26 protein-coding genes are annotated in these 24614 nt (G+C 66.8%); 9 read left to right on the top strand and 17 right to left on the bottom strand.

Annotated features, from left to right (window positions below):
• Positions 1-62 precede the first annotated feature (62 nt).
• Entirely contained in the window at positions 63-1229 is a 1167-nt protein-coding gene (locus ACFWXQ_RS35255; protein ID WP_383937830.1) for an acyltransferase domain-containing protein, read from the top strand.
• On the opposite strand, the gene ACFWXQ_RS35250 is transcribed toward ACFWXQ_RS35255, so the two are convergent.
• Entirely contained in the window at positions 1211-1465 is a 255-nt protein-coding gene (locus tag ACFWXQ_RS35250) for an acyl carrier protein (protein ID WP_383937832.1), read from the bottom strand. The two genes, ACFWXQ_RS35255 and ACFWXQ_RS35250, sit on opposite strands and share 19 nt — an antisense overlap.
• 121 nt (positions 1466-1586) lie before the next feature.
• Here ACFWXQ_RS35250 and ACFWXQ_RS35245 point away from each other — a divergent pair, with 121 nt between their 5' ends.
• Positions 1587-2084, top strand: a complete 498-nt coding sequence (locus tag ACFWXQ_RS35245; RefSeq protein ID WP_383937833.1) for a nuclear transport factor 2 family protein — start codon at positions 1587-1589, stop codon at positions 2082-2084.
• Between the two features lie 13 nt (positions 2085-2097).
• Positions 2098-2808, top strand: a complete 711-nt coding sequence (gene cofC, locus ACFWXQ_RS35240) for a 2-phospho-L-lactate guanylyltransferase (protein ID WP_383937835.1) — start codon at positions 2098-2100, stop codon at positions 2806-2808.
• A 3-nt stretch (positions 2809-2811) separates the two neighbouring features.
• Here the strand turns inward: cofC and ACFWXQ_RS35235 are convergent, their stop codons facing one another.
• Both ACFWXQ_RS35235 and ACFWXQ_RS35230 read right to left on the bottom strand, forming a co-directional pair.
• Positions 2812-3300, bottom strand: coding sequence for a MarR family winged helix-turn-helix transcriptional regulator (locus tag ACFWXQ_RS35235; RefSeq protein ID WP_383937837.1), 489 nt, complete (start codon positions 3298-3300; stop codon positions 2812-2814).
• 51 nt (positions 3301-3351) lie between these two features.
• On the bottom strand, positions 3352-3834 hold the full coding sequence (locus tag ACFWXQ_RS35230) for a hemerythrin domain-containing protein (RefSeq protein ID WP_383937839.1): 483 nt from the start codon (positions 3832-3834) through the stop codon (positions 3352-3354).
• Positions 3835-4268: 434 nt separating this feature from the next.
• Between ACFWXQ_RS35230 and ACFWXQ_RS35225 the strand changes: the two genes are divergently transcribed.
• Positions 4269-5363, top strand: coding sequence for a hypothetical protein (locus tag ACFWXQ_RS35225; protein WP_383937841.1), 1095 nt, complete (start codon positions 4269-4271; stop codon positions 5361-5363).
• A gap of 127 nt (positions 5364-5490) precedes the next feature.
• Here ACFWXQ_RS35225 and ACFWXQ_RS35220 read toward each other — a convergent pair whose 3' ends face one another.
• The 8 genes from ACFWXQ_RS35220 to ACFWXQ_RS35185 form a co-directional block, all read right to left on the bottom strand.
• On the bottom strand, positions 5491-7164 hold the full coding sequence (locus tag ACFWXQ_RS35220; RefSeq protein WP_383937843.1) for a hypothetical protein: 1674 nt from the start codon (positions 7162-7164) through the stop codon (positions 5491-5493).
• A 14-nt stretch (positions 7165-7178) separates the two neighbouring features.
• Positions 7179-7766 carry a hypothetical protein gene (locus ACFWXQ_RS35215; protein ID WP_383937845.1) on the bottom strand — a complete coding sequence of 196 codons (588 nt, stop codon included), beginning with the start codon at positions 7764-7766 and terminating at the stop codon, positions 7179-7181.
• Complete coding sequence (locus ACFWXQ_RS35210; protein WP_383937847.1) at positions 7750-8433, bottom strand: NPCBM/NEW2 domain-containing protein; 684 nt, start codon at positions 8431-8433, stop codon at positions 7750-7752. Before ACFWXQ_RS35210 ends, ACFWXQ_RS35215 begins: the two co-directional genes overlap by 17 nt.
• A gap of 882 nt (positions 8434-9315) precedes the next feature.
• Positions 9316-9618, bottom strand: coding sequence for a hypothetical protein (locus ACFWXQ_RS35205; RefSeq protein ID WP_383937848.1), 303 nt, complete (start codon positions 9616-9618; stop codon positions 9316-9318).
• On the bottom strand, positions 9618-10610 hold the full coding sequence (locus ACFWXQ_RS35200; RefSeq protein ID WP_383937850.1) for a GTPase family protein: 993 nt from the start codon (positions 10608-10610) through the stop codon (positions 9618-9620). The genes ACFWXQ_RS35205 and ACFWXQ_RS35200 overlap by 1 nt, the downstream gene beginning before the upstream one ends.
• Positions 10611-11415: 805 nt before the next feature.
• A complete protein-coding gene (locus tag ACFWXQ_RS35195; protein WP_383937868.1) occupies positions 11416-12678 on the bottom strand; it encodes a PIN domain-containing protein in 1263 nt (420 codons plus the stop codon).
• Positions 12679-13451: 773 nt separating this feature from the next.
• Positions 13452-14678, bottom strand: coding sequence for a hypothetical protein (locus ACFWXQ_RS35190; RefSeq protein WP_383937870.1), 1227 nt, complete (start codon positions 14676-14678; stop codon positions 13452-13454).
• Between the two features lie 223 nt (positions 14679-14901).
• Positions 14902-15429 (bottom strand): hypothetical protein, encoded by a 528-nt coding sequence (locus ACFWXQ_RS35185; protein WP_383937872.1) that lies wholly within the window; start codon positions 15427-15429, stop codon positions 14902-14904.
• A gap of 343 nt (positions 15430-15772) precedes the next feature.
• On the opposite strand from ACFWXQ_RS35185, the gene ACFWXQ_RS35180 reads away from it, so the two are divergent.
• The 5 genes from ACFWXQ_RS35180 (at position 15773) to uppS (ending at position 19498) form a co-directional block, all read left to right on the top strand.
• Positions 15773-16303, top strand: a complete 531-nt coding sequence (locus ACFWXQ_RS35180) for a hypothetical protein (protein WP_383937874.1) — start codon at positions 15773-15775, stop codon at positions 16301-16303.
• 233 nt (positions 16304-16536) lie between these two features.
• Positions 16537-16863, top strand: a complete 327-nt coding sequence (locus ACFWXQ_RS35175; protein WP_383937875.1) for a hypothetical protein — start codon at positions 16537-16539, stop codon at positions 16861-16863.
• Between the two features lie 34 nt (positions 16864-16897).
• Positions 16898-18157 (top strand): MAB_1171c family putative transporter, encoded by a 1260-nt coding sequence (locus ACFWXQ_RS35170; RefSeq protein ID WP_383937877.1) that lies wholly within the window; start codon positions 16898-16900, stop codon positions 18155-18157.
• The gene (locus ACFWXQ_RS35165; RefSeq protein WP_383937879.1) at positions 18154-18756 is read left to right on the top strand and encodes a hypothetical protein; all 603 of its coding nucleotides are present in this window, start codon (positions 18154-18156) and stop codon (positions 18754-18756) included. Before ACFWXQ_RS35170 ends, ACFWXQ_RS35165 begins: the two co-directional genes overlap by 4 nt.
• Before the next feature lie 34 nt (positions 18757-18790).
• Positions 18791-19498 carry a polyprenyl diphosphate synthase gene (gene uppS / locus ACFWXQ_RS35160; RefSeq protein ID WP_383937880.1) on the top strand — a complete coding sequence of 236 codons (708 nt, stop codon included), beginning with the start codon at positions 18791-18793 and terminating at the stop codon, positions 19496-19498.
• A gap of 554 nt (positions 19499-20052) precedes the next feature.
• Here the strand turns inward: uppS and ACFWXQ_RS35155 are convergent.
• The 6 genes from ACFWXQ_RS35155 to ACFWXQ_RS35130 all read right to left on the bottom strand — a co-directional run bounded on the left by ACFWXQ_RS35155 (position 20053) and on the right by ACFWXQ_RS35130 (position 24542).
• Complete coding sequence (locus ACFWXQ_RS35155) at positions 20053-20178, bottom strand: hypothetical protein (protein ID WP_359847568.1); 126 nt, start codon at positions 20176-20178, stop codon at positions 20053-20055.
• A gap of 523 nt (positions 20179-20701) precedes the next feature.
• Positions 20702-21001, bottom strand: coding sequence for a hypothetical protein (locus ACFWXQ_RS35150; protein WP_383937883.1), 300 nt, complete (start codon positions 20999-21001; stop codon positions 20702-20704).
• 180 nt (positions 21002-21181) lie between these two features.
• Positions 21182-21700, bottom strand: coding sequence for a hypothetical protein (locus ACFWXQ_RS35145; protein WP_383937885.1), 519 nt, complete (start codon positions 21698-21700; stop codon positions 21182-21184).
• A gap of 65 nt (positions 21701-21765) precedes the next feature.
• Entirely contained in the window at positions 21766-22659 is an 894-nt protein-coding gene (locus ACFWXQ_RS35140; RefSeq protein WP_383937887.1) for a hypothetical protein, read from the bottom strand.
• 143 nt (positions 22660-22802) lie between these two features.
• On the bottom strand, positions 22803-23375 hold the full coding sequence (locus ACFWXQ_RS35135; RefSeq protein ID WP_383937889.1) for a hypothetical protein: 573 nt from the start codon (positions 23373-23375) through the stop codon (positions 22803-22805).
• Positions 23376-23450: 75 nt separating this feature from the next.
• Positions 23451-24542 (bottom strand): phosphoadenosine phosphosulfate reductase family protein, encoded by a 1092-nt coding sequence (locus ACFWXQ_RS35130; protein ID WP_383937891.1) that lies wholly within the window; start codon positions 24540-24542, stop codon positions 23451-23453.
• Between the last annotated feature and the right edge of the window lie 72 nt (positions 24543-24614).

Raw genomic sequence — 24614 nt, 5'->3', positions numbered from 1 at the left:
ACGGGTCGGCCAGGCTCGGCCCGCCCGCCGGAGGTGCCGGGGGCCGAGGTGAGGGAGGTCCCGTGGAGCGCCGTCGAAGTGTGCTGCTGCTGCCCGGACAGGGTGCGCAGCGGGAACGCATGGCCGCCGGACTGTACGGCGCGCGGGAGGAGTTCACCGCGCCCATGGACGAGTTCTTCGGCCGGCTCGGCACGACGGGGGAACGGCTGCGGTCGGCGTGGCTGCGCCCCGCGCCCAACCCGGAGCTGGACGAGTCGGCGGTGGCCCAGCCGCTGCTGCTCGCCGTGGGCCACGCGCTGGGACGCGCGGTGGGCACGGCGGCGGAACCCCCCGGGCTGCTGCTCGGGCACAGCGTGGGCGAGCTGGCGGCGGCCTGCCTCGTGGGCGTCTTCGACCCGGCGGACATCGGCGCCCTGGCCGCCGCCCGCTCCCGGGCGCTGGAGGGTACGGGGCGGGGCGGGATGCTCGCGGTGGCGGCACCGGAGGGGCAACTGGCCGAGGAACTGGGCGGTTTGGGCGACGGGGTGGAACTCGGCGGTTCGGCCGAGGGGACGGCCGCCGGAGCCGACGGGGTGACCGTGTCGGGGATGGCCGACGGGGTGGCTGCCGCGGGGGCGGCCGACAGGACGGCTGCCGCGGGGGCGGCCGACGGGACGGGCTTCGCCGGGGTGGCCGTCGCGGCGCTCAACGGACCGCGTCAGACGGTACTGGCGGGCCCCCGGGAGGCGCTGGCCGCCGTGGAGCAACACCTGCGGGACCGCGGGATCCTGGTACGCGCGCTGCGTTCGGGGCACGCCTTCCACAGCCCCGCCATGGAAGGGGCCGCGCTGCGCTTCGCCGAGGCACTGGCGGGTTTCGGGCCGCGTGCTCCACGGGCGGCCGCCGGCACGGTGGTGTCCAGCCGCACCGGGGTCGCGGTGACCGCGGAGCAGGCACGGGATCCGCACTTCTGGGGCGGGCAGTTGGCGGCCCCGGTGCGGTACTGGCCGGCCCTGCGGGAACTGCTGGACACCCTGGGGAGGCGGCCGGGGCTGCTGCTGCTCGACGGCTCCGCGGACCGGAGCCTGAGCGCCCCCGCCCGGCACCACCCCGCGGTGCGGGACGGCGCCAGCGAGGTGGTCCCCCTGCTGGCCGTCGGCCGGGACGCCGGTGGCCCGGCCGACGCGAGGGTCTTCGCCGAGGCGTTGCACCGGCTGGGGGAACAGCGGGATCACGCAGCGGTGAGCTGACCTTGGACGTACTGGATGAGGGCGGCGGGGGTGGTGAGCTCGTCGAGCTGTTCGTCGGGCACGCTGACCTTGAAGTCGTCCTGGATGCGGGTCACTATCTCGTACACGGTGAGCGAGTCGAAACCGAGATCGGTGAACTCGGTGTGCAGCGTGGAATCCTTGATCTCCTCACTGGTGGCTCCGTCGAAGCAGTCGTTCACGACGCTCTGGAACTCGGTGATGGTGAATTCAGCCATGCGCCACACCCTGTGCGGTCGCACTCGACGGCTACTGGAGACCGGCTCGACGGCAGCGGGAGGCTGTCGGCTCCGCCGCCGCTCGATCCTGCCTCCAGTAGACGCCCACAGCATCGCCACCATGACGACTGACGACACGACTGCCAAAACGACTGCCGAGACAACTGCCGAGACGACGAACGCTCCCAAGCTCCCCTCCCCCGAGCTGTACGTGGAGGTGACACAGTTCTACGCCCGGCAGATGCACCGGATGGACGGGGACGACTTCGGCGGTTTCGCCGCCACGTTCGTCGCGGACGCGGAGTTCCGGCTCGCGGGCGGCACCGTACTGACCGGCCCCGAGGCGATCGAGGCGGGCGCGCGGGCGGCGGCGGGCAGGTTCGACGGCGCGCAGCCCCGGCACTGGTTCGACATGATGACGGTCGAGGAGGCCGACGACGGCACGGTGTCCACCAGCTACTACGCGACGGTGACGGTCACTTCCGCGCAGGGCGCCGTCCTGGTGGAGCCGACCTGCTTCGTCCGGGACACCCTGGTCCGGGTGTCCGGTGTGCTGCGCAGCCGGTCCCGGGTCATCGAGCGGGACGACCTCGTGGTGCGCGCCCGGACGCAGGGCTGAGCTCGTGTGGTCGGTGGTGCTCCCGGTCAAGTCGTTCAGCAGGGCCAAGAGCCGGCTGGCGGCGGGGCTGGGCCCGTGGCGCCAGGAACTGGCCCACGCTTTCTTCCTGGACACACTGTGGGCGGTACGGAACACCGAAGGCGTCCGTACGGTCGTGGTGGTGACGGCCGATCCACTGGCCGCCTCGCAGGCCCGCACCCTGGGCGCGCTGGTCTGCCCGGACGCACCCGATCCCGATCTGAACGACGCCGTCCGCCTGGGGGCGGCCAAGTGCCGCTCGGTTGGCCCAGAGGGGCCGGTGGCGGCGCTCACCGCAGACCTGCCGGGCCTGCGTCCGCGCGAACTGGAGCACGTCCTGCGCGCGGCACGGAATCATGATCGGGCTTTCGTCGCCGACCACACCGGCGAGGGAACCACCGTCCTGACCGCCCTCACCACCGCCGGCCTGGCTCCCGCCTTCGGCACCGCCTCCGCGCACCGGCACGCCGCGCTCGGGGCGTTCCCCATCGACATGCCGAGCGACTGCGGCATCCGACGGGACGTGGACACGCCGGAGGACCTGGCGAGGGTGGCACTGCGAGGGGTGGGCCCGTACACGGCGGCACTGTTCCGCCTGCGCAAGGCGAGGTACCCGGTGGCCGACCAGGTCCAGGACGTCCAGAACGTTCAGGGCGCTCAGGGCGCTCAAGACATTCGGGATTCTTCGGTGGCCGCTTCCTCGTAGCGTTCAGGGTGCTTCGGCGACCGCTTCCTCGTAACGCTGGATGGCATGCACGAATGTCGCACGCTCCTGCGGACTGAGGTCGTCGAAGACCTTGCGCCAGGCCCTGGCACCGCTGGCCAGCCAGGCGTCGATGGCGGCGCGGGTGGTGGGGTCCTCGGTGAGCGAGACGATGCTGCGTCGGCGGTCGTCGGGATCGGAGCGCCGCTCCACGACGCCCTCGCGCTGCAGGTCGCTGACCATCAGGCTGACCGTGGTGGGCGCGACCTCCAGCCGGGCGGCGAGGTCCTTGACGGACGTGGGCCCGTCGAAGATGAGACAGGACAGCAGGGATAGATGCCTGGGCGCCAGCCGCAACGAACGCAACTGCTCGGGCACGGGGGTGCGCTTGGCGCGGGAGACCAGCCGAGGCAGGGTGACCAGCATCGCCCGAACCGCCTCTTCGGCGCTGAGACGGCTGCCCGCATCCGGCGCCGACTCCGGCTCCTCTGACATCGCTTCGACCTCCAAGTCCGCCACGGTACCGGACGGTGGGGCGGCGCCGTCCTAGGAGGTGGGGCCGGGCGGGGTCACTCCCAGGGCGGGAAGCAGGTACGTCTCCTCGTAGACGAAATGCTCCTCGATGCCGGCCACGGTCCGCTCCAACTCCGCCCGCAGCCAGGTCAGGTCCTGCCCGTCGTCGCTCTCCACAAGCTTGGTGAGCCGGTCGAGCCCCGCGGCCACCTGCCGATGCTCTTCCCTCAACCGCTCGATGACGGGGGCGATCTCGGGATAACGCTGCTCGAAGACGGGGAAGGCGCCGTCCTCCATGGTGTGGTGGTGATGCAGCCCGAGGCAGTACTCCAGGCAGCGGGCCCGCAACTGCTGTACGAGGGAGACACCGTCGCCGTTCCCACCCACGGCCGCGGTGAGCCCGCCCTCCTCATCGAGCGCAGCCCGCAACGCCGCGAGCTGCGCCCGCAGTTCCCGATGCCCGACGAGCAACTGCCGCCCGGCGGCCTGGCTGTCGATGTGCTGAGGAACTGGCATGGAGACCCTCCAAAACAGTTTGTTTTCAAAGCAAACTCACCTTGAGATTACAGAGGCGCCCGGACTTACGTCAATCACTCAACTGCCTGGCGCGTCCGGCCCCTAGCGGGCCACGAGCGGGCTGCGGGCTGCGGGCTGCGGGCGACAGTCCGCCGGTAGCCGTCCCGTATCGCCCCGTAATCCGATCGAGTGACGCGCGCGCTGGGCGCGCACAAACGGGGTTCCGTCTGGTCGGGTGATGGCACCAGGGACGAGAAAGACCGAGAGGCCGACCGGGCCGCGGCTGTCCGTTCTCTGGTGACGAGCTGGGCATCCTTCCGCATGTCCTCCGCGGGTGCGGAACGGATCCCGCGGCTCACTGCGATCCGCCGTCCCGCACGGGGTCCGTCGGTCGTACGGACGGACCAACTGCCGCTCCCCGAAAGGCCCTTGCCATGCCCAGTCCTGCCCCCGCCCCGGGCTCTCCGCCACCGCCGCCCGCCGGCACACCCCGCACCCCCTGGTGGCGAACGGGATGGGCACGCGTCGGCTTCGTCCTGGCCGTACCGGTACTCGGCGTCCTCAACGCGTTCCTCGGCTTCCTCATGCTGGTCTTCGCGCTCGTGCTCCTGTGGTGGGGCAATGTCTGGCGGAAGCGGTGGAAGGCGACGGCAACGGTCGCGGCGGTGATCCTGTTCGGGGCGATCCTGCCGCCCGTGCCCCGGGATGGGACGTCGGACACCGTGGCGGAAGCGGACGCGAAGGCGCGCGACGCCGGAGGACCGGGCGGCTCCTCCTCCCCGGCGCCGGGGAGCGCGGCGGCGGACGGACGGAAACCAGGGACGAAACCGAAGGTCGCTCCCAAGGTCCCGGACTACCGGGGCTTGCGGCTGGACGAAGCGCGGAAGAAGGCACAGGCCGACGGGTTCACCGTCGGCGACCACAACGCGTCCGACCAGGACGACGCCATCTGGATGCGCTCCAACTGGACCGTCTGCTTCCAGCGGGCCGGCACATCGTCGAGCAGCGCAAGGACGATCGACTTCGGAGCAGTGCCGACCGCCGCTCCGTGCCCCGAGCGTGACGGCGAAGCGATCCCCTGGCCGCCGATGCCGGATCTGGTCGGCGCGACGTGGAAGGCGGCCCAGAAGAAGCTCGTCGCTCTCGGCGTCCGACCTGATCGCACATACGCGGACACGGCCTATGCGAACGACCGGCTCCCCGACGAGGGCGAGTACGACAAGTGGCAGGTGTGTACGCACGATCCCGCCCGAAGGCAGCCGGTCACCGACACCACTTGGGTGACGCTGTGGCTGTCCGCGCCGGACAACGACTGCCCTGCCGGGGCAGGCAGGGAGGACGGATCGGCCGAACTGCCCGACCGCGACAACGACGGGGATCCGGACTACCACGACCCGTTCCCCGGCGACCGGAACCGCAACAGCACTTTCCCGGACGGCCTGTCCGGCAGCTCGGGGGGATCGGGCGGATCGTCGAGTGGTTCGTCCGGCGGAGGCGGTTGGGGCGGCTGCCGCTCCCGCTGGTGTTGAGCCGAACGCATGGAACAGGTCAGCAGGAGCGCGGCGCAGGCGGCCCCGAACGTCCGCCGACTCGCGCACCCCTTATCGCGTATGCACTCCCGACCCCGTATGCACCCCCGGCTCGGTCGGCACGACGCTATCCGTTCCAGTGCCACACACGTACGAGTTCGGTGCAGCCCGCGGCGGCCAGCAGATCCCCGTCCGGGTGGACGGCGAAGTCGTCGTAGCGGCCTGCCTGTTCCAGGTGCCGGATCTCCGGGCTGTCGGTCACCTCCGACAGACGGCCGCGTCGCAGCCACAACACACGGCCCTCGTCGGCGCACACCAGGCGCATGCCCGTGGCCCCCAATCCGTCGAAGCTCTCCTGCCTGCTGAACTCGCGTCGCATGACGACAGCCTCAGTCGCCGTACGCCAGACGACCAGCTCACGGAAGCTCGCGCACGCGACGTATCTGCCCGACGGCGAAACGGCGAGCCAGCAGCCCGGTTTCAAGATCTCCAGCCGGTTGCGGATCCGCTTCTCGACCGGCCGCGCGTTCTCGCGATGGATGAGGACGCGGTTCGTGGTGGCCATGGCCACCACCGAGCCGTTCGCGCTGATGGAAGTCGTCGCGAGTCCCGCCGGGCACGGCACCTCGCGGAGAATCCGGCCGTCCTCGAAGCTGCGTACGGCCAGTCGGCGTCTGCCGTGGGTGGCGAGAACCTCTCCCCCGCTGGTCACCAGGAACTCGTCGCCCAGCAGCGGGACCGAGTGGATGTGGTGTTCACCCGTCCTGCCCGCGAAGTGCACGAGGTCCAGACTCCTCGGGCGGGCGACCGCGACACTGTGCCGGGTCGGGGACACGATGGCCTGGTGGCCCAGGCGGAGTTCGGCTCCGCCGGGGACTCCTGGCAGTGCCTCGCCCGAGTTCAGGTCCCACCGCTCGACGGATCCGTCTCCGGAGACCACGACGGCCGTGTGGTCGGGGCCGAAGCCGATCGTCGACTGCCCGGTGGTCCGACGCGTCCTGCGCATCTCCTGTACGCGATCACCCAACCCCCCTTGGGATGACGGGGAGACAGTGAGTTGGTGAAGCACCTCGAAGGTGAAGGCGGCCGCGTTGCGGGAGGCCACGGGCTGCCAGACACGGTCGTTGTCAGCACCCTTGTCGGAGAGCAGGTCGGAGATCCCTCGCACCACGAGAGCGCCGATCCCGGCGTTGAGGTAGGCGCTCTGCAGGAAGCCGTAACCTTCCATCTCGACGGCGACGGCATCGCCGCAATGCCGTCGCAGCAGCTGAGCCGTGGCCGAGCGGTTGTGCGCGACCACCTTGGATCCGGCGGCCAGAGGTTTCACGTGTGCGTCTGGGGCGGTGCCGGTGAACGGCTGCTTGATGCGGTCGCGCCAGACCTTCTCCCGGGCGACAGCCTGGGCCCGCTGGACGAGGGCGAAGGTCGACAGGTGCGTGGTGATGCGCGGTTCGAAGCCCTCTTCCCGATCCTTTCCGCTCTCGTAGTCGTAGATGTACCGCGCGGCGACCACGTCTCCGAGCGCGGTGTCCTTGAGGCCGCCCGCGATACCGACGAAGAAGATGTGCCGCGGCTGGAACACCGCCACCGCCCGTTCGACCAGGGCCGCCGTAGCGGCGTTCCCCAGCCCCGTCTCATGGCACGCCACCTTCCAATTGGCGTGCTTGCCGGCGAAGGTGCCGAACTCGAACAAGGCGCCACGGACGTTGTACTCGGTGACCGGCTCCTCCAAGTGCTCCCTCACTGCCTCGTACTCCTTGCCGAGGGCGGTGAAGACGATGACATCGGCCGTGGGATGCATGGGCCCTCTCACCTTCATTCCGTCCGGTGAGTGTGTTCACCGGAGGTCAGGTCCGCGTAAACCGATATCTGGACGGCCAGTACGACGATCACGACACACTCGGCGAGCGAGACGGTCAGCAGAGCCGCGGACATCGGGCCCGTCGCCCAGAAGACCGTGAGCGCCGCCATCGACGTACCGCAGAACGTCAGCAGGTCGACGAAGAGTTGAAGCCACTTGCGGGACCGACGGCGGCGGTCGCTGCGGTGCGCCGCCTCCCAACCGAAAGCCTCCTGCCGGAGCGGCGTCACGGCCGCGAGCCGAGGGGTCAGTTCCGTGCTCACATAGCGGCCGATCGCCGAGATCTTCTCGTCGTTGACCAGGTAGGTCCAGCCGAGTACGAGGCACACCGGAGGCAGTAGCAGCAGGAGACCGACGCGCACCGGGCCTTGCAAGGTCGCGGCGATCACCGCGGCCATGGCCGCGAACGTGGCGTAGAGCAGGTTGTCCCGGAAGCCGATGCGCGCCTTCTGTTCGTCCTTCACCTGCGTGTACTCGATCAACAACAACTCACCTTCGGTGACACCCTCGTTGGGAAACGGAGCATCAGGAAAGTGAGGCATTGCCCAGACCGCTGTAGAAGTAGGAAGAGGACTCGTCACCGGACTTGGTCATCACGCAGGTGATTTTGATCTGGTCCTGCCCGGAGATGTCGACGGAGAGGTCCTCGATTCTGCTGGACTGGATGGACACTTCTTCGCCGATCGGATTCCCCGCCGCGTTGGCGACCTGAATCGAGCCCACCGAACCGATCGCGTTGGGCGAGTCGGCCAGAATGCCCACCTTCGCCTCCAGCTGCGTGTATCCGCTGGTGGTGTAGACGACACTCTGGCCTTCACTGTCGCACATGAGCCGGACGCTCTTCGCATAATGCTCACCGCGGATGGTCACCGGCTGGGCGCTCACATCGCCGCCACCGTCGACCACGTCCCGATCCGCCAGGTAGACGACGGAACCGGGCTCGGGCGACTCCGGCCCACCGGAATCCGACGGATCGATCTCGGCGCGCGGCTCGTCGTCCGCGTTCGTGCTGGGCCCGGGCGTCGCCGTGACCGTCGCTGTCGCGGTGACGGTCACGGCCGGCTTCGGATCGTCGGCTCTGACGACCGTTTCCCGTCCACCGAAGAATCCCGCCGCGATGGTCGCCGCACAGATGGCCAGCAGTTCGAACCATTTCGGAATGACGCCCCATCGACGTCGAGCACGGCGCTCCTGTTTGGTGAGATCCATTCCCGCCCCTCATTTTTCGGTCTTTCCGGCCAGGGCCGGGACACACGTCACCGTCAATTCCGCCGGACACCCCATGGGGCGTGCGACACGGAAACGGTGGCTATGGAGACGACCGTGCTGACGGCGCAGCGGAATTTCCGGCCTCCCCAGCCCTCCTGTTTCCCCCCGGGTCAGGTCCGTTCACTCGCCGACGCCTGCACTTGCCGACCGCGACCACAGTAAAGACTGCGCAGTGTGATGACACTTCACATACAGACGGGATCCGGACGTATCTTCTCCTGGCCGGCTCATGAGGAAGGGATGATCTCCATCACCCGGCCCGGGCAGTACAGACAGCCCGGGTCCACGACGGATCACGCCGGGGCCCTCCTGCAACACGGCTGTGTCCCGTCAGCGGACTTCGAAATCGACGGTCTAAGCCCGAGGGACGGTTCCTGCGCACGGGGATGCGTCATAGCCCGTCCCAACCCCGAAGGACCGATCCGATAATGTAGCCCATGGCCTTACCGAGTGCACCGCCAAACCTGTCGGCGCATTCCTCCAACCAGGACGATACGGAACTTCGACCAAGTTCCTGGATCCTTACCAACTCTGCCGCATTCTGTTCGATAATCCGGTTCAGACAAACAGCAGCTCTGATCAGCTCGTCCAGAGCCTGCTGGACTTCGCCTGCCGAAAACTGGCGTCCACAGGGGCAGAAGAACTTACTGTCAGCCACCCCCCATGTTCTCGAACAGCCGACGCAGCGCACCCTCTTCGTATCCGGGTCCACCGCAAGCGCGCCAGAGATGGAACACTCCCGGTGGCGACTGGCCTCCCAGGACCGAGCACAACCGGGACAGGACGGGAAAGGGAAATCTATCCATGCCATATGGATCCCTATCATCCCCGCGGCCGACGTTGAACCCGTCTCCTCTTGTCACGCTCACGCTCGTACGAGCTAAGAAACGCGTCCTTGGCGTTGAGGGCGATGGCGCAGGCGTCCGCGATGACCGCGTCCACGGCCGCGGCGGCCAAGCCAAGACGGTTGGCGATTCGCGTCGTTACCCCGGACAGCCACTCCCTGAAGGAGACCTCCGACATTCGAAGGATGGCCGACATGTCTTCATTGCTCTCGCGGAGAATCTGCCGGAGGCGTTCTGCGACCGCGTCAACGTTCGCCTTGTCCGCAGGGACAGCTTCCATCAGGCGCCGCCTCCCTCGATGTCCCTGATGAACTCCATGAGACGTTGCTCATCCTGGAGAAGTGCCAGCCGCACATCGGCGGGCAATGCCGCGATCGCCTCGGAAACCGTGGCGTCCCGTCCGCTGCGCACGTTGGCCGGCTGCTGTTCCCTTGCGCCCGAAGGAACCTCCATCGACCATTCCTTGACGTGGTCCTGGGCGGTCGCGGCGGCCAGACTCCGGCGATCGACCAACTCAGTGATGTCTGCGATGTCCATGCGGCTCTCGAGGACCCATCGACGCTCCTTGTGGACCGCGTACATCATGGCCTTGAACAGAGCTGTCAGGTTGTATCGCTTCGTGGCCGAATAGCAGACGACCTTACTGGACCAGTTCGGCAGCACGTAGGACATTCGCTGCACGAAGTCCAGTTCCCGCTCTTCGAGGTTCCGCAACTGCTCCGCAGACGGCACATTGAACTGAGGATTCCAGTCCCTGGGGCTGATCTGATCAGCCTTGTTCAACCCGAAGACCAGCCTGTTGGCCAGTTCCGGATAGCCTGTTACGTAGATGTCCCGGACCATTTCCTGGGTCAGCTGCACGGTCCGGTCCTCCGCCGCATGAACCCATAGGACCACATCAGCTTGTGGGAGGACTTTCAGATACAGCGCGCGATACGCTTCGTGATTACGCGCATCGTCACCGATGCCCGGCATATCGATGACGTTGAGCACGCCCTGACCTTTTCCACCTTCTACTTCGTGATGCACGATCGGAATTCTGTACGCCCGATCCGTCGTCGCCCTGGTGTGCCCGACGGGTTGCCCCGCGTTGAACAACGCATTGATGGTTTCCGACTTACCGACGCCACTTTCACCGATCAGCGCGATGACGGGGGGCGGTTCTCGACGAATCGCCTCTTCGGTCTCGGCCACCAGCTGCGCCCCCACCTCCTTCGAGAGGCCCGAACGTGCGACAGAAGCGCGCAGCTTACCGATGATGTCATTCTTCAAGCCAGCCACTTGAATCCCCCCAGAATTGAGCCGTGCACATCGTGGCATACCGGAAGGTGGCTCGGAACGGATCACGCCAAACAATCTTGAATATTTTGTGACTAATCGAATCCATATTCCATCTATTCGAACTGGATGGCGTGGATAGTCGAATTTTTCGATAGCTGTGAGCCCTCATACCAATTATTTCCTGCAGGCCGTCAGCGGTGGCCGGCGTAGGTCGCCCCTTCCTACGGAAGGCAGTGCATCGGCTGCTGTACGGACACGTTCGGCCGTGATCGTCGTAAAGGGGACACACAGGACTGCGACGGATTCCCGAGGGAGGCCGTGCGCGGCATCAACTGCCTGTCACCGTCCGGACTGCTCGAACTGCAGCGGGACTCGTACTGCTACTGCGCCAAATTCATCAGTGCGGTGACCCTGGCGGGGTACGACCGCAATGAGATCAACACGACTCGCTCTCCTCCGCACCGGCGACGCGGACAAGGCCTAACACCGCCTTCAGCCCATGAAGGAACCGTTCCGCAAGGTTTTGGAAGCGTCAGTTCCAATCCCGAGGTGCCCTCCAAGGGGCCTGGTCCGGGACGGGCCAGGCAGACGAGTCGGGCTGTACGCCGGGGAGAATCACCGCAACGCTATGACCTGCACAAACGTGCAGAATCACCCCCTCCATGGCTACCTTGATGGCTACTTTCACCTCCCACACCTGTGCAGTAGCAGCTCCGGGCACGGCGAGGCCCCGGGCGAAGCTGGGCCACGGGGCGCACCGCTACACCCGCCCGCGGGAAGCAGAGAGAGGCCGAAGTTAAGGCGTGGGAGTAACAGGGCCCGAATCCCCCGACGCCGCCTCCCGCTCCTGCGCGGATTGCGCAAGAGAATTCGCCAACCGCCGCTCGATGGCACTCACGCGAGCCCGCTGTTCCAGCGTTCCCTCGTAGGCCCGAGGGAGGCCCCTCCGTGAAATCTGTGCGGCGAGGTCTCCCAGGAACCCGAGAACCGGGCGGAGCGCCGTGGACAGCGACGCTGTCAGGAGGGCGTCCGGGTCGAAGGCCTTGTACTCCTTCGCGGGCAGCGGGCGCGGTGCGTCGTACCGGAGAACCGTCAGACCGGGGTCGGCCGCATCAAGTTTGAAGAGGAGCGAGGTGGTCCAGGTAACGCCCGCTGCGCTGAAGTCCGGTTCCGCCGTGTCGTGAGTGGCCACGCCGGCCATGTGCCATACAGCGACGGCTGTGTACCACTCGTGTTCGCCGATGCGGAACGCTTGGACGTTGTCCACCCTGTGGAGTTTTACTCTGAGAGGCATGAAAGAGCGAGCGGCTGAGATGGTCACCTCCTGCGCAACCGCCCCTACGGCCGTCGTGCAGGAGAAGGGTTCCGTGCCGAGCCTGAGTCGACTCTTCGCGATCTCGTCGATCCTGAAGCGCGATGCCGATGAGTCAAGGATCTCGATGGAGAGCGCCTTGTCCGCCTTGGCGGGCTCCGTAAAGCGCTGGACTACTTCGTCGAGCGTCATCAGGTGGACGAACCGTTCGCCGAGACCTGCGACATCCCTACCCATGAGAGGGGGATACCCGCGGCCACGCGTGAAGTCGCGGTAGTTTTCGCTGACGAAGTAGACAGTCTCGTCAGGGTGTTCACGCGCGTACTCAATCGCCGAGAGCCAGATAACGGCGTCCCTCGAACCCGTCTTGTTCTTGCCGTCCTTCTTGCAGGGCGGGAGCCTGTTCGCTTCACGGAACAAGGCTTCGCGCATGGCCGCCGGGCTCGGTTCAAGGATCTCCGCCAGTGTCCCGACCATCGCCAGCCAGTGCTTCCGGACGCGCTCGACATCGGGATCCTCAACCTGGGAGCGCACCGCCCACGGGGTGTGACGGTCGACCTCACGCAACGCCGCGGTGGCCGAGTCGTGCGCCTCCTGGTGACTGATGACCCGTTGCGCGACGAGTTCCTCCGCCACCATCCAGGAGATGCCGACGCGTTCGCCGACTGCCCTCAGAGCACGGAGGAGATCAGCGATGCTGTCCTTCAAGTCGAGGGACCTGACAATGCACGAATCGAGATAGATCACGGTCTGACCTCTGTGGGATCTGGGAATAGATCACAGGATCTCAGGTATCGACGGCCAGCCGCACCGAAGGGCACGAGTCCGTCGGCCTCCCAGAGAAGGGGGCAACGGCGCCGTCATGTAAGCGCTGCGGCTCGACTTGAGAACGTCCAACATGTGGACACCATCCGTGACCTGCATCACACGCCTATACCAATCGGTGCCGCACGTTAGATTTCCAGTCGAGGGGTCTTCCGAATTCACAACCACAAGCTGTACCAGGTAACAATTCGCTTCGAGCGAGCTACCGCACGATATCGACTCACGCTTGCCAAACGCACGTGCATTTCAAATCCGCTCCCTAGGCCTCGACCTTTCTTGACGGCCCCCCGTCGGAGTCGGCGGACCGTCAAGAGAGATCGCGGTTAGGCATGAGAGCCCCATCGACCTGCCCTGCGGTTGCTGGCTGGTGCTTTGTGGTCCTAGTGCTTCTCGTGATGCGACGCAGTATTTGCCGGATCGGGCAATAGCCCGGTGGGACCTGGAGCGCTCTCACGCCGAACGCACCTTCGGCCCCCTCCGCATGTCCCCACACGGCAAGGCCACATCTTGGGTTCCCGCACGCTTTCGAACAGGATCCAGAGGCGGAACAGCGCACCTCCCAGTACTGCCTCTCCATCAGCCCGTGATCCGCCGATTGCTGATGATCACTGCACGAGTCGCGTTCCCCACCACTCGACCATGATCAACCATCAAGGGCCCGACGTCTCACCGATTACCGTGCACGAGCTCGCTGGTCACCCTTCATAATTGGTTGCCAGCTCCATGTACGCCGCCTCTAGCTCCTCCTCGCTATCCAGTACCAGACAGCACATGGGGCACGTGAATACCTGCGCGTGCGCGATGGTCGGCGGTCCCTCATCGTGTTCGCCGCAGCAGACGCCAGCGTTGCATTCCTCGACGATGCAGACATCGGCTTCCAGATATCCGTACAAGTCTCCCCAGGCTGGGCAGGCCGGGCAGGGTTCCCAGCGCCACAGGTAGGTGCCATATCCGGCAGACTCGTACGGCCTTGGACGCCAGACCACATCGCTCAACGGCTCCGACAGAGCAAACTCCAGCACAGACGGGAGATCGGCCCGGAAAGCGCCTTCAACGTTACGGGCCACCAGGCTCTTCACCGCTACCGCATCGCTGGTCGCCACCTGGCTGTTGTTCAGGTCCAGGGGCAGGTAGCCGTACGACTTGAGCAGGTCTGCTGCCGCACGCTGGGCCCGCATGGCGGCGGTGTTCAAGGTTGCTGACACGACGGCGCGGCGCGCGATGTTCAGTGCATGGCGTGCAGCCTTGTCGTTGCCAAGTGCGTCATCCCACAGGGGAATCATGGTGATCGCTTCGGCAGCTGTGGCGGCAGTGCTCTTGGCAGCGTCCACGGCGGCGCATGTAGCCTCCACGGCTTCGGCTTCAGCTAGGTCTTCGGCAGCTTGCTCCAGGCCGATCTTCGGGATGGCGGGCATGGCTGCGACCCTGCTGAGATTTTGGAAGGTACGGGCGTAGCCCTTCCAGAAGTCCGCGGGTGGCGTACCGAGTTCCTTACGAACAGCCTCAGCTACCCGGAGGGCCGTGGACACTACTTGCTCGGCGGTGGCCGGGTTATGGTGTGCCAGGTGAGCGATGCCGTTGCGGGCTTCCATCACGGGCGTGAACGCGTCGACGGTGACGGGCATACGACCCTGCATCACGATTTCTGCGTCCTTGAACGCCTCGGCCATGCCGATCGTCCGAGCTTGCTCCAGAGGCCTAACACCCTTCTCTCCGCCGAAGCCAAGGGTGTGGAAACGTAACGCCCGGTCCCCTTGAGCAGAGATCAACAGCGGGTCATGGTGGCACAGGACCGCCTTCAGGCAGAACTCTGAGCCCATGCCAGCGTGGAGGACGGCAAAAAGACGGTTCCCGCCACGCCAGGAGTCGAGGGCTGATCGCATCATCTGCGCGGCCAGGTCTGCGAATCGCTCGGTGTTCAACTGGTGGCGTCCCCCTCGGATTTAGCGCCCATCACTACCTATCCGGTGATGATGCCGAAGACACCGACATGGGGGCAGCTAGTTGGGAGGACCATCGACGGCGGAAGCTGCCGGCCACGTATCGCTGCGCAGGGCTATGTATCGCTGGACGTCACCACACAGGAAGTCCGCCCACTCCTGGAAGCGCACGGCCACCACATCAACACCTCTACCGAAACCAAGGTCAAAAAGACGAGTTGAAGATCTGCACGCCCTTAAGGGTCTGAGCCTTCGCCCGAACCGGCACGGACGCCCAGGTCACGTACCCGGCTTCGTCACCGCGGTACTGCCCGATCTCATCCGTGAGGCGGCACACAAGGAACAGACCCGGCTCCTCCTCCGAGTCAGGTAGTGGCTGATCCATCTCTCCGGCCGTGATCAGGACATGCTCCCCGTCGTATGAAATCCGGCCGCTCAAGTCGATACTGGCGCGGTGCCGGGCGGTGACGTCGATCAGTTCGGTCAGCACAGCGAGCGTCGTCTCCTCGACGACGTTGGCATTGGGCGCGCCGGCGAGCAGTGTCGGCAGGACCTTCGCGGCGAAACCGCGGGCGCGGCGCATGCTCTGGATGGGGGTGCGTTCGGGGCCAAGACGGAACTCGATGGAGTTCTCAAGGTCCGGCAGCCTTCGCGGCGCGGCAGTGGTTTGCCTGGCTGCGGCGGTTTGCAGGCTGGAGACCCAGAGCGGAGACATGGCGTCGGAGATCGTCACTTGCTTTCCGTCTCGTCGGTTGACACGAAGGAGAATGTTAGTTCGATGCGTGGCGAGCGGCGTGGGTGTGCGTCAGCCGGCCGGGGGTGCTGGGCAGGTGCAAGTGAGTGCTTGTCGACTGAGTGTGCTGAGCCATGTTGCGCCTCTCATGCTGCCCCGCACGCGGGCATGGTCGGGCAGAGCAGTCGGTGATGGTCTACACCGGTGGCGCTCAAGGTCAATCAAAGAGCGTCAACACCGCACACGTCAAACTATTCGGGTGCCCAAAAGGGCAGACCCCCCGATTGTTGGGTTCCCGCTATGGTGGTCTCTTCACCATCCGCCCAAGAGAGAACGACCCAACGTGACGCCACGCCATGCCCCGGCGGGGCCCTTCAAGGACCGCCTGAACCTCCTGTTCACGGCCAGTGCTGTGAAGAACCCCGACGAATCCGGCACGTTCACCGAATACACCCCCACCCAGGTGGCCCACGAGATCAACCAGAAGTTCGGCGCCGGCACCATCACCGACGAGTACATCCGCAAGCTCCGCCGTGGCGACATCAAGAACCCGAGCGTCACCATGGCGTCGTACCTGGTGTGGTTCTTCGACGTGCCGCTCGACGTGTTCGCCGCCGTCATCGACGACGAGCCCCGCGAGCCGAGCGAGAACGCCAAGAAGACGTGGGCAGAAGTGCAACGAGCCGCGGCGAAGAAGAGTCCTCAACATGAGGGCCCGGAACCCAACGAGAGCGTCCAGGTGCTCGCCCGTTCCGCCAGCCTCCTCTCTCCGCAGGGGTTGAGGCGCGCAGCCGCGTACGTCCAGAACCTGGCGCAGGTCGAGCAGATGGAAGGCGAACTCCGTACAGACCTCCCGCCGCCAGACGACCACTGACCTCTCCCACCCTCCCCAAGGTGCGTTACCCGGTGATCCACCGCCCGGACATACACGTCCAACAGGCCCTAGTCGGCTTCCAGTTACCTGTTCCTCTGACCATTGAGACCTTGTTCGCCGCCATCGAGGAGCGCTACCCGCGCCCTTTGGAGCTACTGCGAGAAGAGTCGCCCCTCCCCGGGTTGCCAGCCAGCGGCCTTTGGCTCACCCGCCCCGACCGGGAGTCGGACGCCATGTGGGTTGACCCGGGCCTCAATGGGGCAGCCGCTGTGCACGTTCTCGCCCACGAGGCCGGCCACTTCTTCCTGGGTCACCGGCCCATCGAGCTTCCGGCTACCCCGCCGCCGGAGCCGTACGAGTTCATCTCCGCCGACTTCCTCGACGGCTGCCTCCTCGGTCGTACCCGCTCCCAGGAAGGGCCTCACGACCCGGAGTACGTGGAAATCGAAAACCAGGCCGAAGCGTTCGCCTTCCTCCTACGCAAGCGGGCCGACCAGCGCGCACGCGATACCCGCTACCAGTCGGACCCGCTGCTGCACCGCCTCCACCGCGCGTTATAGCCCTTCCACTTCCTGCCAGGAGACTCAGTTCACCGTGCCCGCCGATGACGTCTTAGACCTCCTAACGACCGTCCCCCTCTGGGCAGTGGTGGCTTTCCGCCTCTACGCCCGACCGACAAGCAGCGGCCAGTGGGCCATCTTGTGGACCTTCGCGACGCTCGCCGTCGGTGCGACCTTGCGACTGACGGTCATCGAGCATGCTTTAGCCGACAGCACCGGCATCGACGACCTGGCGGTCCTGCCCAAGCACCTAGTGGTGATGCTGTCTTGCATGCTTCTGCTCGGCTGGGTTGATTCGGTCATCCCGCTCCGCAGCCCGGAGCCGGCCTGGCGCCGGTGGACGCAGTTGCGACCTCGCATGGTTGTGTTCGCAGTCACCGGGTTCGCCGCCACCCTGTCGTTTCCCTTCGCTGCACACTCGGTCACCGCACCTGACGGTTCTACCGACTTCGCCACCCCCCAGTACGGCGACCTCGCCGGAACCTTCCACTCGACCGTGTACCTGCTGCCCATGGGTCTGTCGCTGGCCATATCGGCCGCTCTCTGTCTCACGGCGGCCAGGCGCACACAGGCGCGCCTGTTTCGGTTGTGCATGGGGCTGATGGGCTCGGGGGCCGCAGTGGGCACGCTGTACCCGGTCTACCGGTTCAGCTTCCTCCTCTGTGGGCTGACCGGCTGGAACTACCCACTCACTGAACTGCAGTTCCACCGCGGCGGCAGCATCATCCAGTTCATGACGATCCTGATGGTCATTGCCGGAAGCTCCGTCCGCGGGGCCGACGTGGTCATCCGAGCCGTCCGCCAGCGCCGCAGTCTGATCGCCTTGCGTCCTCTGTGGGTGGAACTCGCCTCGGTCCTCCCGCCGGACACCATCCTGCGGCACCTCCAGACGGGTACGTCCCCCATCGAAGACCGTCGCCGATTCCGTGACCTGTACGGACGCCTCGACGAACGCGTCGTGGAGATCGTCGACGCCTCAGTCACGCTCCGCCCGTGGATAGAGAAGACCCTCCCGACCCGCGCTCTCGCAGCTGCCCGCGCCACCGGCCTGCACGGCGCCGAGGCACGCGCTGCCCGCGAAGCCCTCTGCCTGCACGTCGCCCGAACGAAGGCCGTCGAGGGCGAGCCCTACGAGCGCGCCCCTGCTTTGGCCTTCACCTTGTCGATGCGTAATGACCTTGAGAGCAGCGCTGCGTGGCTGACCCGCGTCGCCGACCACCACGCGTCGGCCGACATCGTTGACATCGCCCGTGCCCTCGCCAACCAGAACTCCCGTCAGGAAGTACCGGCATGACCGCCACCGCCCTCCCGCGCACTGAAAACGCCCTCGCCCGCCGGATCACCGACGGGATGGAGCCTCGCAACGTCATCGTCCTTGTCAGTCTCGGCGTCGGCGCCGCCCAGGACAATCCGCTCACCGGTCTCGCCTGGGCGCTGGAGGCGATCGTGTTCGCCGCAGCATTGCCCATGGCCTACATCAAGTACGGGATGAGACGGGGCATGTGGGCCGACCGCCACATAGGACAGCGGCAACGCCGGTTACTGCTCATACCCGTAATCATGGCGTCAGTCGCAACCGGCATCGGCCTCATGGTCTGGCTCGATGCCCCGAAGGCAATGATCGCGCTCGTCGTCGCGATGCTCGCCACCCTCGCTGTGCTGCTCCCGGTCACTGCCTTCTGGAAGATCTCGGTGCACACCGCCGTCGCCGGCGGCGCCCTGGCGATGCTTGCCCACGCCTGGAGCCCGCTCATCTGGATCGCCTACCCGATCATTGCCGTCATCGCCTGGTCCCGAATCTCACTTCGCGACCACACCCTCGCGCAGACCTTTGCGGGAGCTGTCGCAGGCACCGTGACGGCCGGTCTGGTCTTCACCGCCCTTAGCTCGTGACGTAAGCCGATCCGGCTACGTACACCACTCGGCCATGACGATCTCCACGCGCTCCACCCCTGGCGCACCGACCCGCCACATCGCGTTCATCGCCGACGGCAACCGCCGATGGGCCGAAGCCCGGGGCGTGAGCACGGCCAGCGGCTTCCGACACGGCGCCCTGGCCGTCCGTCAGGCCCTCGGCCACTGCCGCGAACTTGGTCTCGAAGCTGCCTCCGTGTTCCTCATGTCGAATCGGAACTTCCACCGCAACACTGCAGAGGTCGCCGTCCTGGTCGACGTCGTCGCCGAGCTGCTGCACGAGGTCGCGGACGAGTCCACTGGGCCCGTCCGCGTCCTGCACAACGGCGCCCTCCGCGGCCACGGCGCCCAGCAGCTCCTGGAGGCGGTCGAGTACGCCGAAGCCATCACGGCCCAGCGGGACGGCATGGCCGTCTGCCTTGGCGTCGGGTACAACGGGCACGACGAGATCCGGCGAGCCGCCCAACAAGCAGTGACCCGCCCGGAGTACGACCCGACGGTCAAACTACCGATCGAGCGTTACCTGACCACGGCCGGCCTACCCGATCCGGACCTACTCATCCGCACCAGCGGAGAGCGCCGCCTGTCCGGCTTCCTGCTCTGGCAGGCCTGCGACGCCACCCTCCACTTCGACAACCGATGGTGGCCCGACTACGACCAGACCGTGCTCACCGACGCTTTGGCCGTCCACATGCAGCAGCGCCGCACGTTCGGCCGGTGAGTGGGGACTTTCAGCCGGGATCTATCCCGTTGGCCGGTTTGTGGTGCATGGTGTTTGTCCGGGCCCCACCAAACCCCCAGGTGGAAGCCCTGCCGCAGGGGTCCTGCCGTCCCGTCGACGGCAGGACCCGCCGCCTCCCGGCTCCCCGCGGAAGGCCACGCGGCTGCGTCGGTGCTGTATAGCCTCAACGTCCACAGCGGGAAGGCCGAACGTCCGCTACGGGAAGCCGGCCAGGATCGTGAACTAACACCTACGCGACCCCGAGCGCCCGAGAGAGGTCGAACCCGGGCCCATCCGGCAAAGCCCCTGCGCCATTTCAGTGTACGACTGTTCACTCAATTACGGTCCGAATTAATTGCCAAATTGGATTTGTCAAAGCAACCCCGATTACTAATCTGGCGCGCTAGCCTAATGTCACATCGCCAACGCACTGGATAGTGCGCTGGGTTGGGGTTCGTCACCGCTCGCGCTGGGGCGATCCGTCGCAAGGAAGCTCATGACAAGGAAGCTGGGGGGCTTTAGCCCGCTCAAGCCTCAGCCCCCCAGGACGGGAGCTACAGGCCGTGCAGGAGCCAGTTCAGTACGTCATCGCTGATGGCAGCAACCACCAGCCCTACGACGTACAGGCCTACACGCTTCGCACGGCCGTAGTGCTTCTTGGCGCGTGCGCGTGCAAGCAAGGCCCTGACTCGATCAGCAAGTAGCGTCCCTTGCACCGCAAAGCGGCGCGGGATGTGACGCATGCCGTACTTCCCTCATTCCGTGAGCACACTCCCGACCACGAACGGTGGCCGACGTGGGTACGGCTCAACTGCCCACGGGACGAAGGAAGTCCGATCAGCGTCGTGTCTGATTAGATCGGACGAAGAGGTGTCGCGAGGGTGAAATCGTCAAAGTCGATGGGCAGTTCGACTCCCCGTGAAGTGAGCCGGAGTGCCCGGCGAGACTGAAGGGCGGCTCGGTCAACCCCACCCAACCGAGATCAGTCCGAGACGTCATTACTGAGCCCCGATCCGTCGCCTTGCCTGCAGCGGTAGGCGGGCGGTCAGGTGGAACGCGGGACGGGCAGACTAGGTATCTCCAGCCGCCATGGCCGACGGTGAACGCACTCGGTCAGGTCGGCGGCCCATCGGCGGCGGCTCGACTTCCGGCGGGGCGTCATGCGCGACTGCATGACGATGCCTCCGTTGCTGGGGTGAGTGGTTACGCGGCTTCGGCGTCCACCTCGCTGCCCTGACCCTGGACGAGGCGGAGGCTGCGGCGCAGGGCGGTGGTCTGGCTGGTGTGCTGGACGTTGTACCGCCGTTTTTTCTCCGCGGCCTCGCTCTTGTCCTGCCAGCGCCCGAGTCCCTCCAGGAGCGCGGCACGGTGCCGGGCCTGCTCCTCCGGGCTCCACCGGCTGATCGGGCGGCGCTCCGGCGGGCTCTCGGACAGAGGACGGAGCGGACGACGCTCGACGGACTCGGCATGGCCGAACCTGCCGGTGGGCCACTGCTCAGCCATGAGGCGTTCGTACGGCGTCATCTCACAACTCCTGCCGGGACGGGTGGCGTGCGGGGCCGGGCGGCCGTGACGCCTGGGGGAACGTCACGACCGGGCAAGCTGTGTCAGAACAGGCCGGGGTGTTCCTCGCTTCGTGGTGGGGCCGGTGCTCTCCGGCCCGAAGGGGTATTGAAAGGCCTGTTACAAGTCGCCAGGAGCGTCCAGGTGCACGGGGCACGGCCCGTACACGCCCGGCTGCCCAGGGATCCCCGGGTGGACGTGCCGCCGGCCGGACAGGCTGCAGGCGGTCGCAGGGTCCTCGGCACAGCTCACGACGCACAAGCACGTCCAGTCACGGCCGATCCACTCGACCAGTGCGGCCCGGTACTGCTGCTCGGCCAGGGCCGCCACCTCGCCCAGGGCGCGGATGGCGGGCTCGTGCAAGCCAATCGCCTCGGCGACCCACGGCACGGCGGCGATCTCCTCGGACTTCCGCCGGTGCAGCGCGCCCTCCACGGTCTCCACGAGCCTCTCCAGGGGCATGGGCTGCCGGTTCTGGTCCGGGGAGGGCTCGATGATGCCGTGAATGGTCGCGATGGCGTCCACCAGGTTCTGCATCGCAGACATGGGGGCGCCGTCCGCGGCGTACATCTCGGCGACGTCCACCTGTTCACGGATCTTGTCGAACCGCTCGGCGAGTTTGCTGGAAACGGCGGACACAGGAGTCTCCTTGTATGAGTGAGGGCCGGGGCGCCCACGGCGGACGCCCCGGAAGATTTCGGGGGTCAGGCAGCGAGCAGGAGCTGCGGGTCATCCGGCAGCGAGTTGAGGAGCTGGTTACGCCAGGCCCGCGCGTACTTCGGGCAGTTGCCGCAGTGCACGTGTTTGCCCACGCAGCCGGGCATCGGGGCGCGGTTGGTGGCGTTGTACGACCAGGCCATGGAGTCGCTGCTGTAGAGCTGGTGGGCGACGCGCCGCAGACCCGTCGACTTGAAGCCGAAGCCATGCAGTCGGACGCCCATCCCCCAGATCGTTTCGATGATCCGCGCGGCTTCGTCGGTCTTCTGAAGGCGGCATACGGAGCCGATGCCGACGACAGGTTCCAGCGTGAGATCCACGCCCACCCGGTCGTACAGGTCGATGCACCGCAGGTAGTCGTCGAGGGTGCGGCCCTGGATGATCGGCATCCACGGGAGTTCGGCGTCCAGTGTCATCAGGTTCAGGTATGACGCGACGGTCTTGAGCTGGTGATCGGCGACTGTGAGGCCGGTCGCTGCGAGGATCTCGTCCTCACACATCCAGTCCTGGATGGCGCAGACGTCCATCATCGAAATCTCGTCGTAGTACCGGCGCGTGTCGGCCGCGTACGTGTACGGCGACAGGGTCCACGCCCCGTGCTTCTCCAGGTGCTTGTAGCCGCCGGAGTCGAGCATCCACGGGGTGATGGCGCGCGGCAGGGTCGACCGGCCGCTCAAACGGTGCTGGGCCACGCACAGGGGGATGCAGTCCTGGCCGAACTCTTCGCGCTCAAGCCAAATCGGCTGGTGCGTGCCCAGGTAGGTCACCCGGTCAAGGTCGGCGAACCACCGACGCTCGGCGTACACCGGAGCAGGACGCTTTTCCTTGGGCTTGTCATTCGCCGCCGAGGCGGGAAGGTCGAAGAGAACGGCATTTGACATGGTGTTCCTCGCTTCGCTGGTTCGCCGGTGGTTGCTCTCCACCAACATCAGGAATAGTACACCAAGGGAAATTTAGAGGGGTAGGGGACGGCAGAAAGAAGCGGGGGCCGCCCACCAGGACGACCCCCGCGGTGTGGGCTGGCTCAGCCCTCCGGGGTCAGAAGCACCTGGGGCCGCCCGTCGGCATAGCGCAGCCGCAGCGTCCGCCCGTCCGCATGCCGGTCCAGTCGCATCCCGTCCTCGGCGAGCGCCTCGGCCACCTGGCGCGCCACCTGGCCCCCGGGCACGGCCTGGTCCTCGACGGCGTTTCCGACCGTGACTCGGTAGGCCGCGCCCGGGTCGACGATCTGGGCCGCGACACCGGGGCGCTGATTCCCCGAGTACGCCGGCGTGCCCACGGCCTCCAGCGCCCACTCCCTTGGCGGCAGGGCGGGCAGGCCCAGGACCTCCGTCCAGCCGTCGAGCAACCACACGGTGGTCTTCTCGACGGGACCGCGCTTGCGGATAGCGGGCCGGCCGTCCATGCGCAGCCGGGCCCCCGTCACGTGCACCGTGTGGGACGCCGAGTCGGACGCCATCTCGGCCTCGGTGATCCGGAGCTGGTACGGGCGGGCGTCCGGGATTCCCGACAGGGCCTCCGTCACCGTGATGGTCCGGCCCACCAAGGCGCGCACCGCTTCCGGCTGCTCGGCGAGGTCCTCGGGCTGTTCGGGCATCGTCGTCTCTCCATCGGAAGGGGGGCGGGGTCAGTCTGCCCGCGCCGGACCGGGCCCGGCGCGGGCTTGTGCAGATCAGGCGGCCAGGCCGTACAGCGTGACCGAACGGGTGCGGTACTTGGTGGTCTCCGCCCGTCCGAGGTGCACGGCCATCGCGGTACCGGCCGGCGGGCGTGCGGCGGGTCCCTCGGCCTCCTCCAAGGCCTGTGCGCGACGGATGATCTCCCGCATCGACAGACCCTTTTTGAAGTCGGCGCCGACCACGATTTCGGTCCGGGCGTACGCCGCGGCAAGCTCCGGAACGCGCCGCGCGCCGTTCACGAGATCGTTGTTGCACCCGAGGACACAGAAGACGCAGCTCAGACGCCGGTTCCCCCAGTCGTATGCCGGGTGGTACGGCAAGCGGGACCGTGCGATCTCGCGCCACACCTTCCGGTCGCTCCAGGCGTGGATGGGCCGCCAGGTGGTCACGTGCCGCTTACCGTTGCTCGCCGAGCGGTCAATCTCCACCTCTGCGAGCTTCGCCCGCTGGTCGCTCTCCGCGGCGCGCTGCCCGATGCACGCCAGGATCCGCACGGGGCGCCCCAGATGCGCGAGTTCGGCCGTGAGCCGGGTGTAGAGGGTCCAGATCGGGCCTCGCTTTACGTCACTGGTGCACCAGCGTGCTGAACTCGACGGCCAAGCCGGCGCGACCTTCACCGCGGTCGGGTCCTCGCCCGCGTCCCGGGCCTCCTTCTCCGCCTTCGCCTTGAGCTTGCCGTAACGGATCTCGACGCGGTCCAGGAGATCGGCGCCGGACGCGCGGACCACCTCGAACCGGCGGACCCCTGCAAGGCGCGCCTGAAGCTCGGCGAGCTCGCGGGTGCCGTCCCACTCGGCCCGACCCAGGTCCGCGTGAACAACGACGACCTTGTCGAGCATCCCCAGGGCCTTCGCGCGCCGGACGACGTACGAGAGCATCGCCTGCGAATCCTTACCGCCGGAGCTGGACACGACTATCCAGTCCGCATCCCGGATCAGCTCGTCCGGGACAGTCGTCCAGGGCGTGAGCGGCACCGACGCGTGGACGGTCCGCGCCTTCCGCTTGGCCTTGGGCTTCGGCTGTGTCGGCACGGCGACCGTGGGGGCTTCCGTCTGGATGCTGGGGAGGTCGAACAAGGTCAGCATGGCGAGTTCCTCGGGGCGTGGAGCGGGCGGAGAGGGGCGGGACGGGCCCGGGGCACACCGTGGCGCGCCCCG

It is taken from the genome of Streptomyces sp. NPDC058697 (genome assembly GCF_042715345.1).
GTDB classification, from domain to species: Bacteria; Actinomycetota; Actinomycetes; order Streptomycetales; family Streptomycetaceae; genus Streptomyces; species Streptomyces liliifuscus.
This window is presented reverse-complemented; position numbering and strand designations above follow the sequence as displayed.

What these genes read in the sequence shown, in the direction of transcription:
- ACFWXQ_RS35250 (WP_383937832.1), bottom strand. Translation starts at nt 1,465, where the DNA reads ATGGCTGAATTCACCATCACCGAGTTCCAGAGCGTCGTGAACGACTGC.
- ACFWXQ_RS35245 (WP_383937833.1), top strand. Translation starts at nt 1,587, where the DNA reads ATGACGACTGACGACACGACTGCCAAAACGACTGCCGAGACAACTGCC.
- ACFWXQ_RS35235 (WP_383937837.1), bottom strand. Translation starts at nt 3,300, where the DNA reads ATGTCAGAGGAGCCGGAGTCGGCGCCGGATGCGGGCAGCCGTCTCAGC.
- ACFWXQ_RS35230 (WP_383937839.1), bottom strand. Translation starts at nt 3,834, where the DNA reads ATGCCAGTTCCTCAGCACATCGACAGCCAGGCCGCCGGGCGGCAGTTG.
- ACFWXQ_RS35225 (WP_383937841.1), top strand. Translation starts at nt 4,269, where the DNA reads ATGCCCAGTCCTGCCCCCGCCCCGGGCTCTCCGCCACCGCCGCCCGCC.
- ACFWXQ_RS35220 (WP_383937843.1), bottom strand. Translation starts at nt 7,164, where the DNA reads ATGCATCCCACGGCCGATGTCATCGTCTTCACCGCCCTCGGCAAGGAG.
- ACFWXQ_RS35215 (WP_383937845.1), bottom strand. Translation starts at nt 7,766, where the DNA reads ATGCCTCACTTTCCTGATGCTCCGTTTCCCAACGAGGGTGTCACCGAA.
- ACFWXQ_RS35210 (WP_383937847.1), bottom strand. Translation starts at nt 8,433, where the DNA reads ATGGATCTCACCAAACAGGAGCGCCGTGCTCGACGTCGATGGGGCGTC.
- ACFWXQ_RS35205 (WP_383937848.1), bottom strand. Translation starts at nt 9,618, where the DNA reads ATGGAAGCTGTCCCTGCGGACAAGGCGAACGTTGACGCGGTCGCAGAA.
- ACFWXQ_RS35175 (WP_383937875.1), top strand. Translation starts at nt 16,537, where the DNA reads ATGTGGGTTGACCCGGGCCTCAATGGGGCAGCCGCTGTGCACGTTCTC.
- ACFWXQ_RS35165 (WP_383937879.1), top strand. Translation starts at nt 18,154, where the DNA reads ATGACCGCCACCGCCCTCCCGCGCACTGAAAACGCCCTCGCCCGCCGG.
- uppS (WP_383937880.1), top strand. Translation starts at nt 18,791, where the DNA reads ATGACGATCTCCACGCGCTCCACCCCTGGCGCACCGACCCGCCACATC.
- ACFWXQ_RS35150 (WP_383937883.1), bottom strand. Translation starts at nt 21,001, where the DNA reads ATGGCTGAGCAGTGGCCCACCGGCAGGTTCGGCCATGCCGAGTCCGTC.
- ACFWXQ_RS35140 (WP_383937887.1), bottom strand. Translation starts at nt 22,659, where the DNA reads ATGTCAAATGCCGTTCTCTTCGACCTTCCCGCCTCGGCGGCGAATGAC.
- ACFWXQ_RS35135 (WP_383937889.1), bottom strand. Translation starts at nt 23,375, where the DNA reads ATGCCCGAACAGCCCGAGGACCTCGCCGAGCAGCCGGAAGCGGTGCGC.
- ACFWXQ_RS35130 (WP_383937891.1), bottom strand. Translation starts at nt 24,542, where the DNA reads ATGCTGACCTTGTTCGACCTCCCCAGCATCCAGACGGAAGCCCCCACG.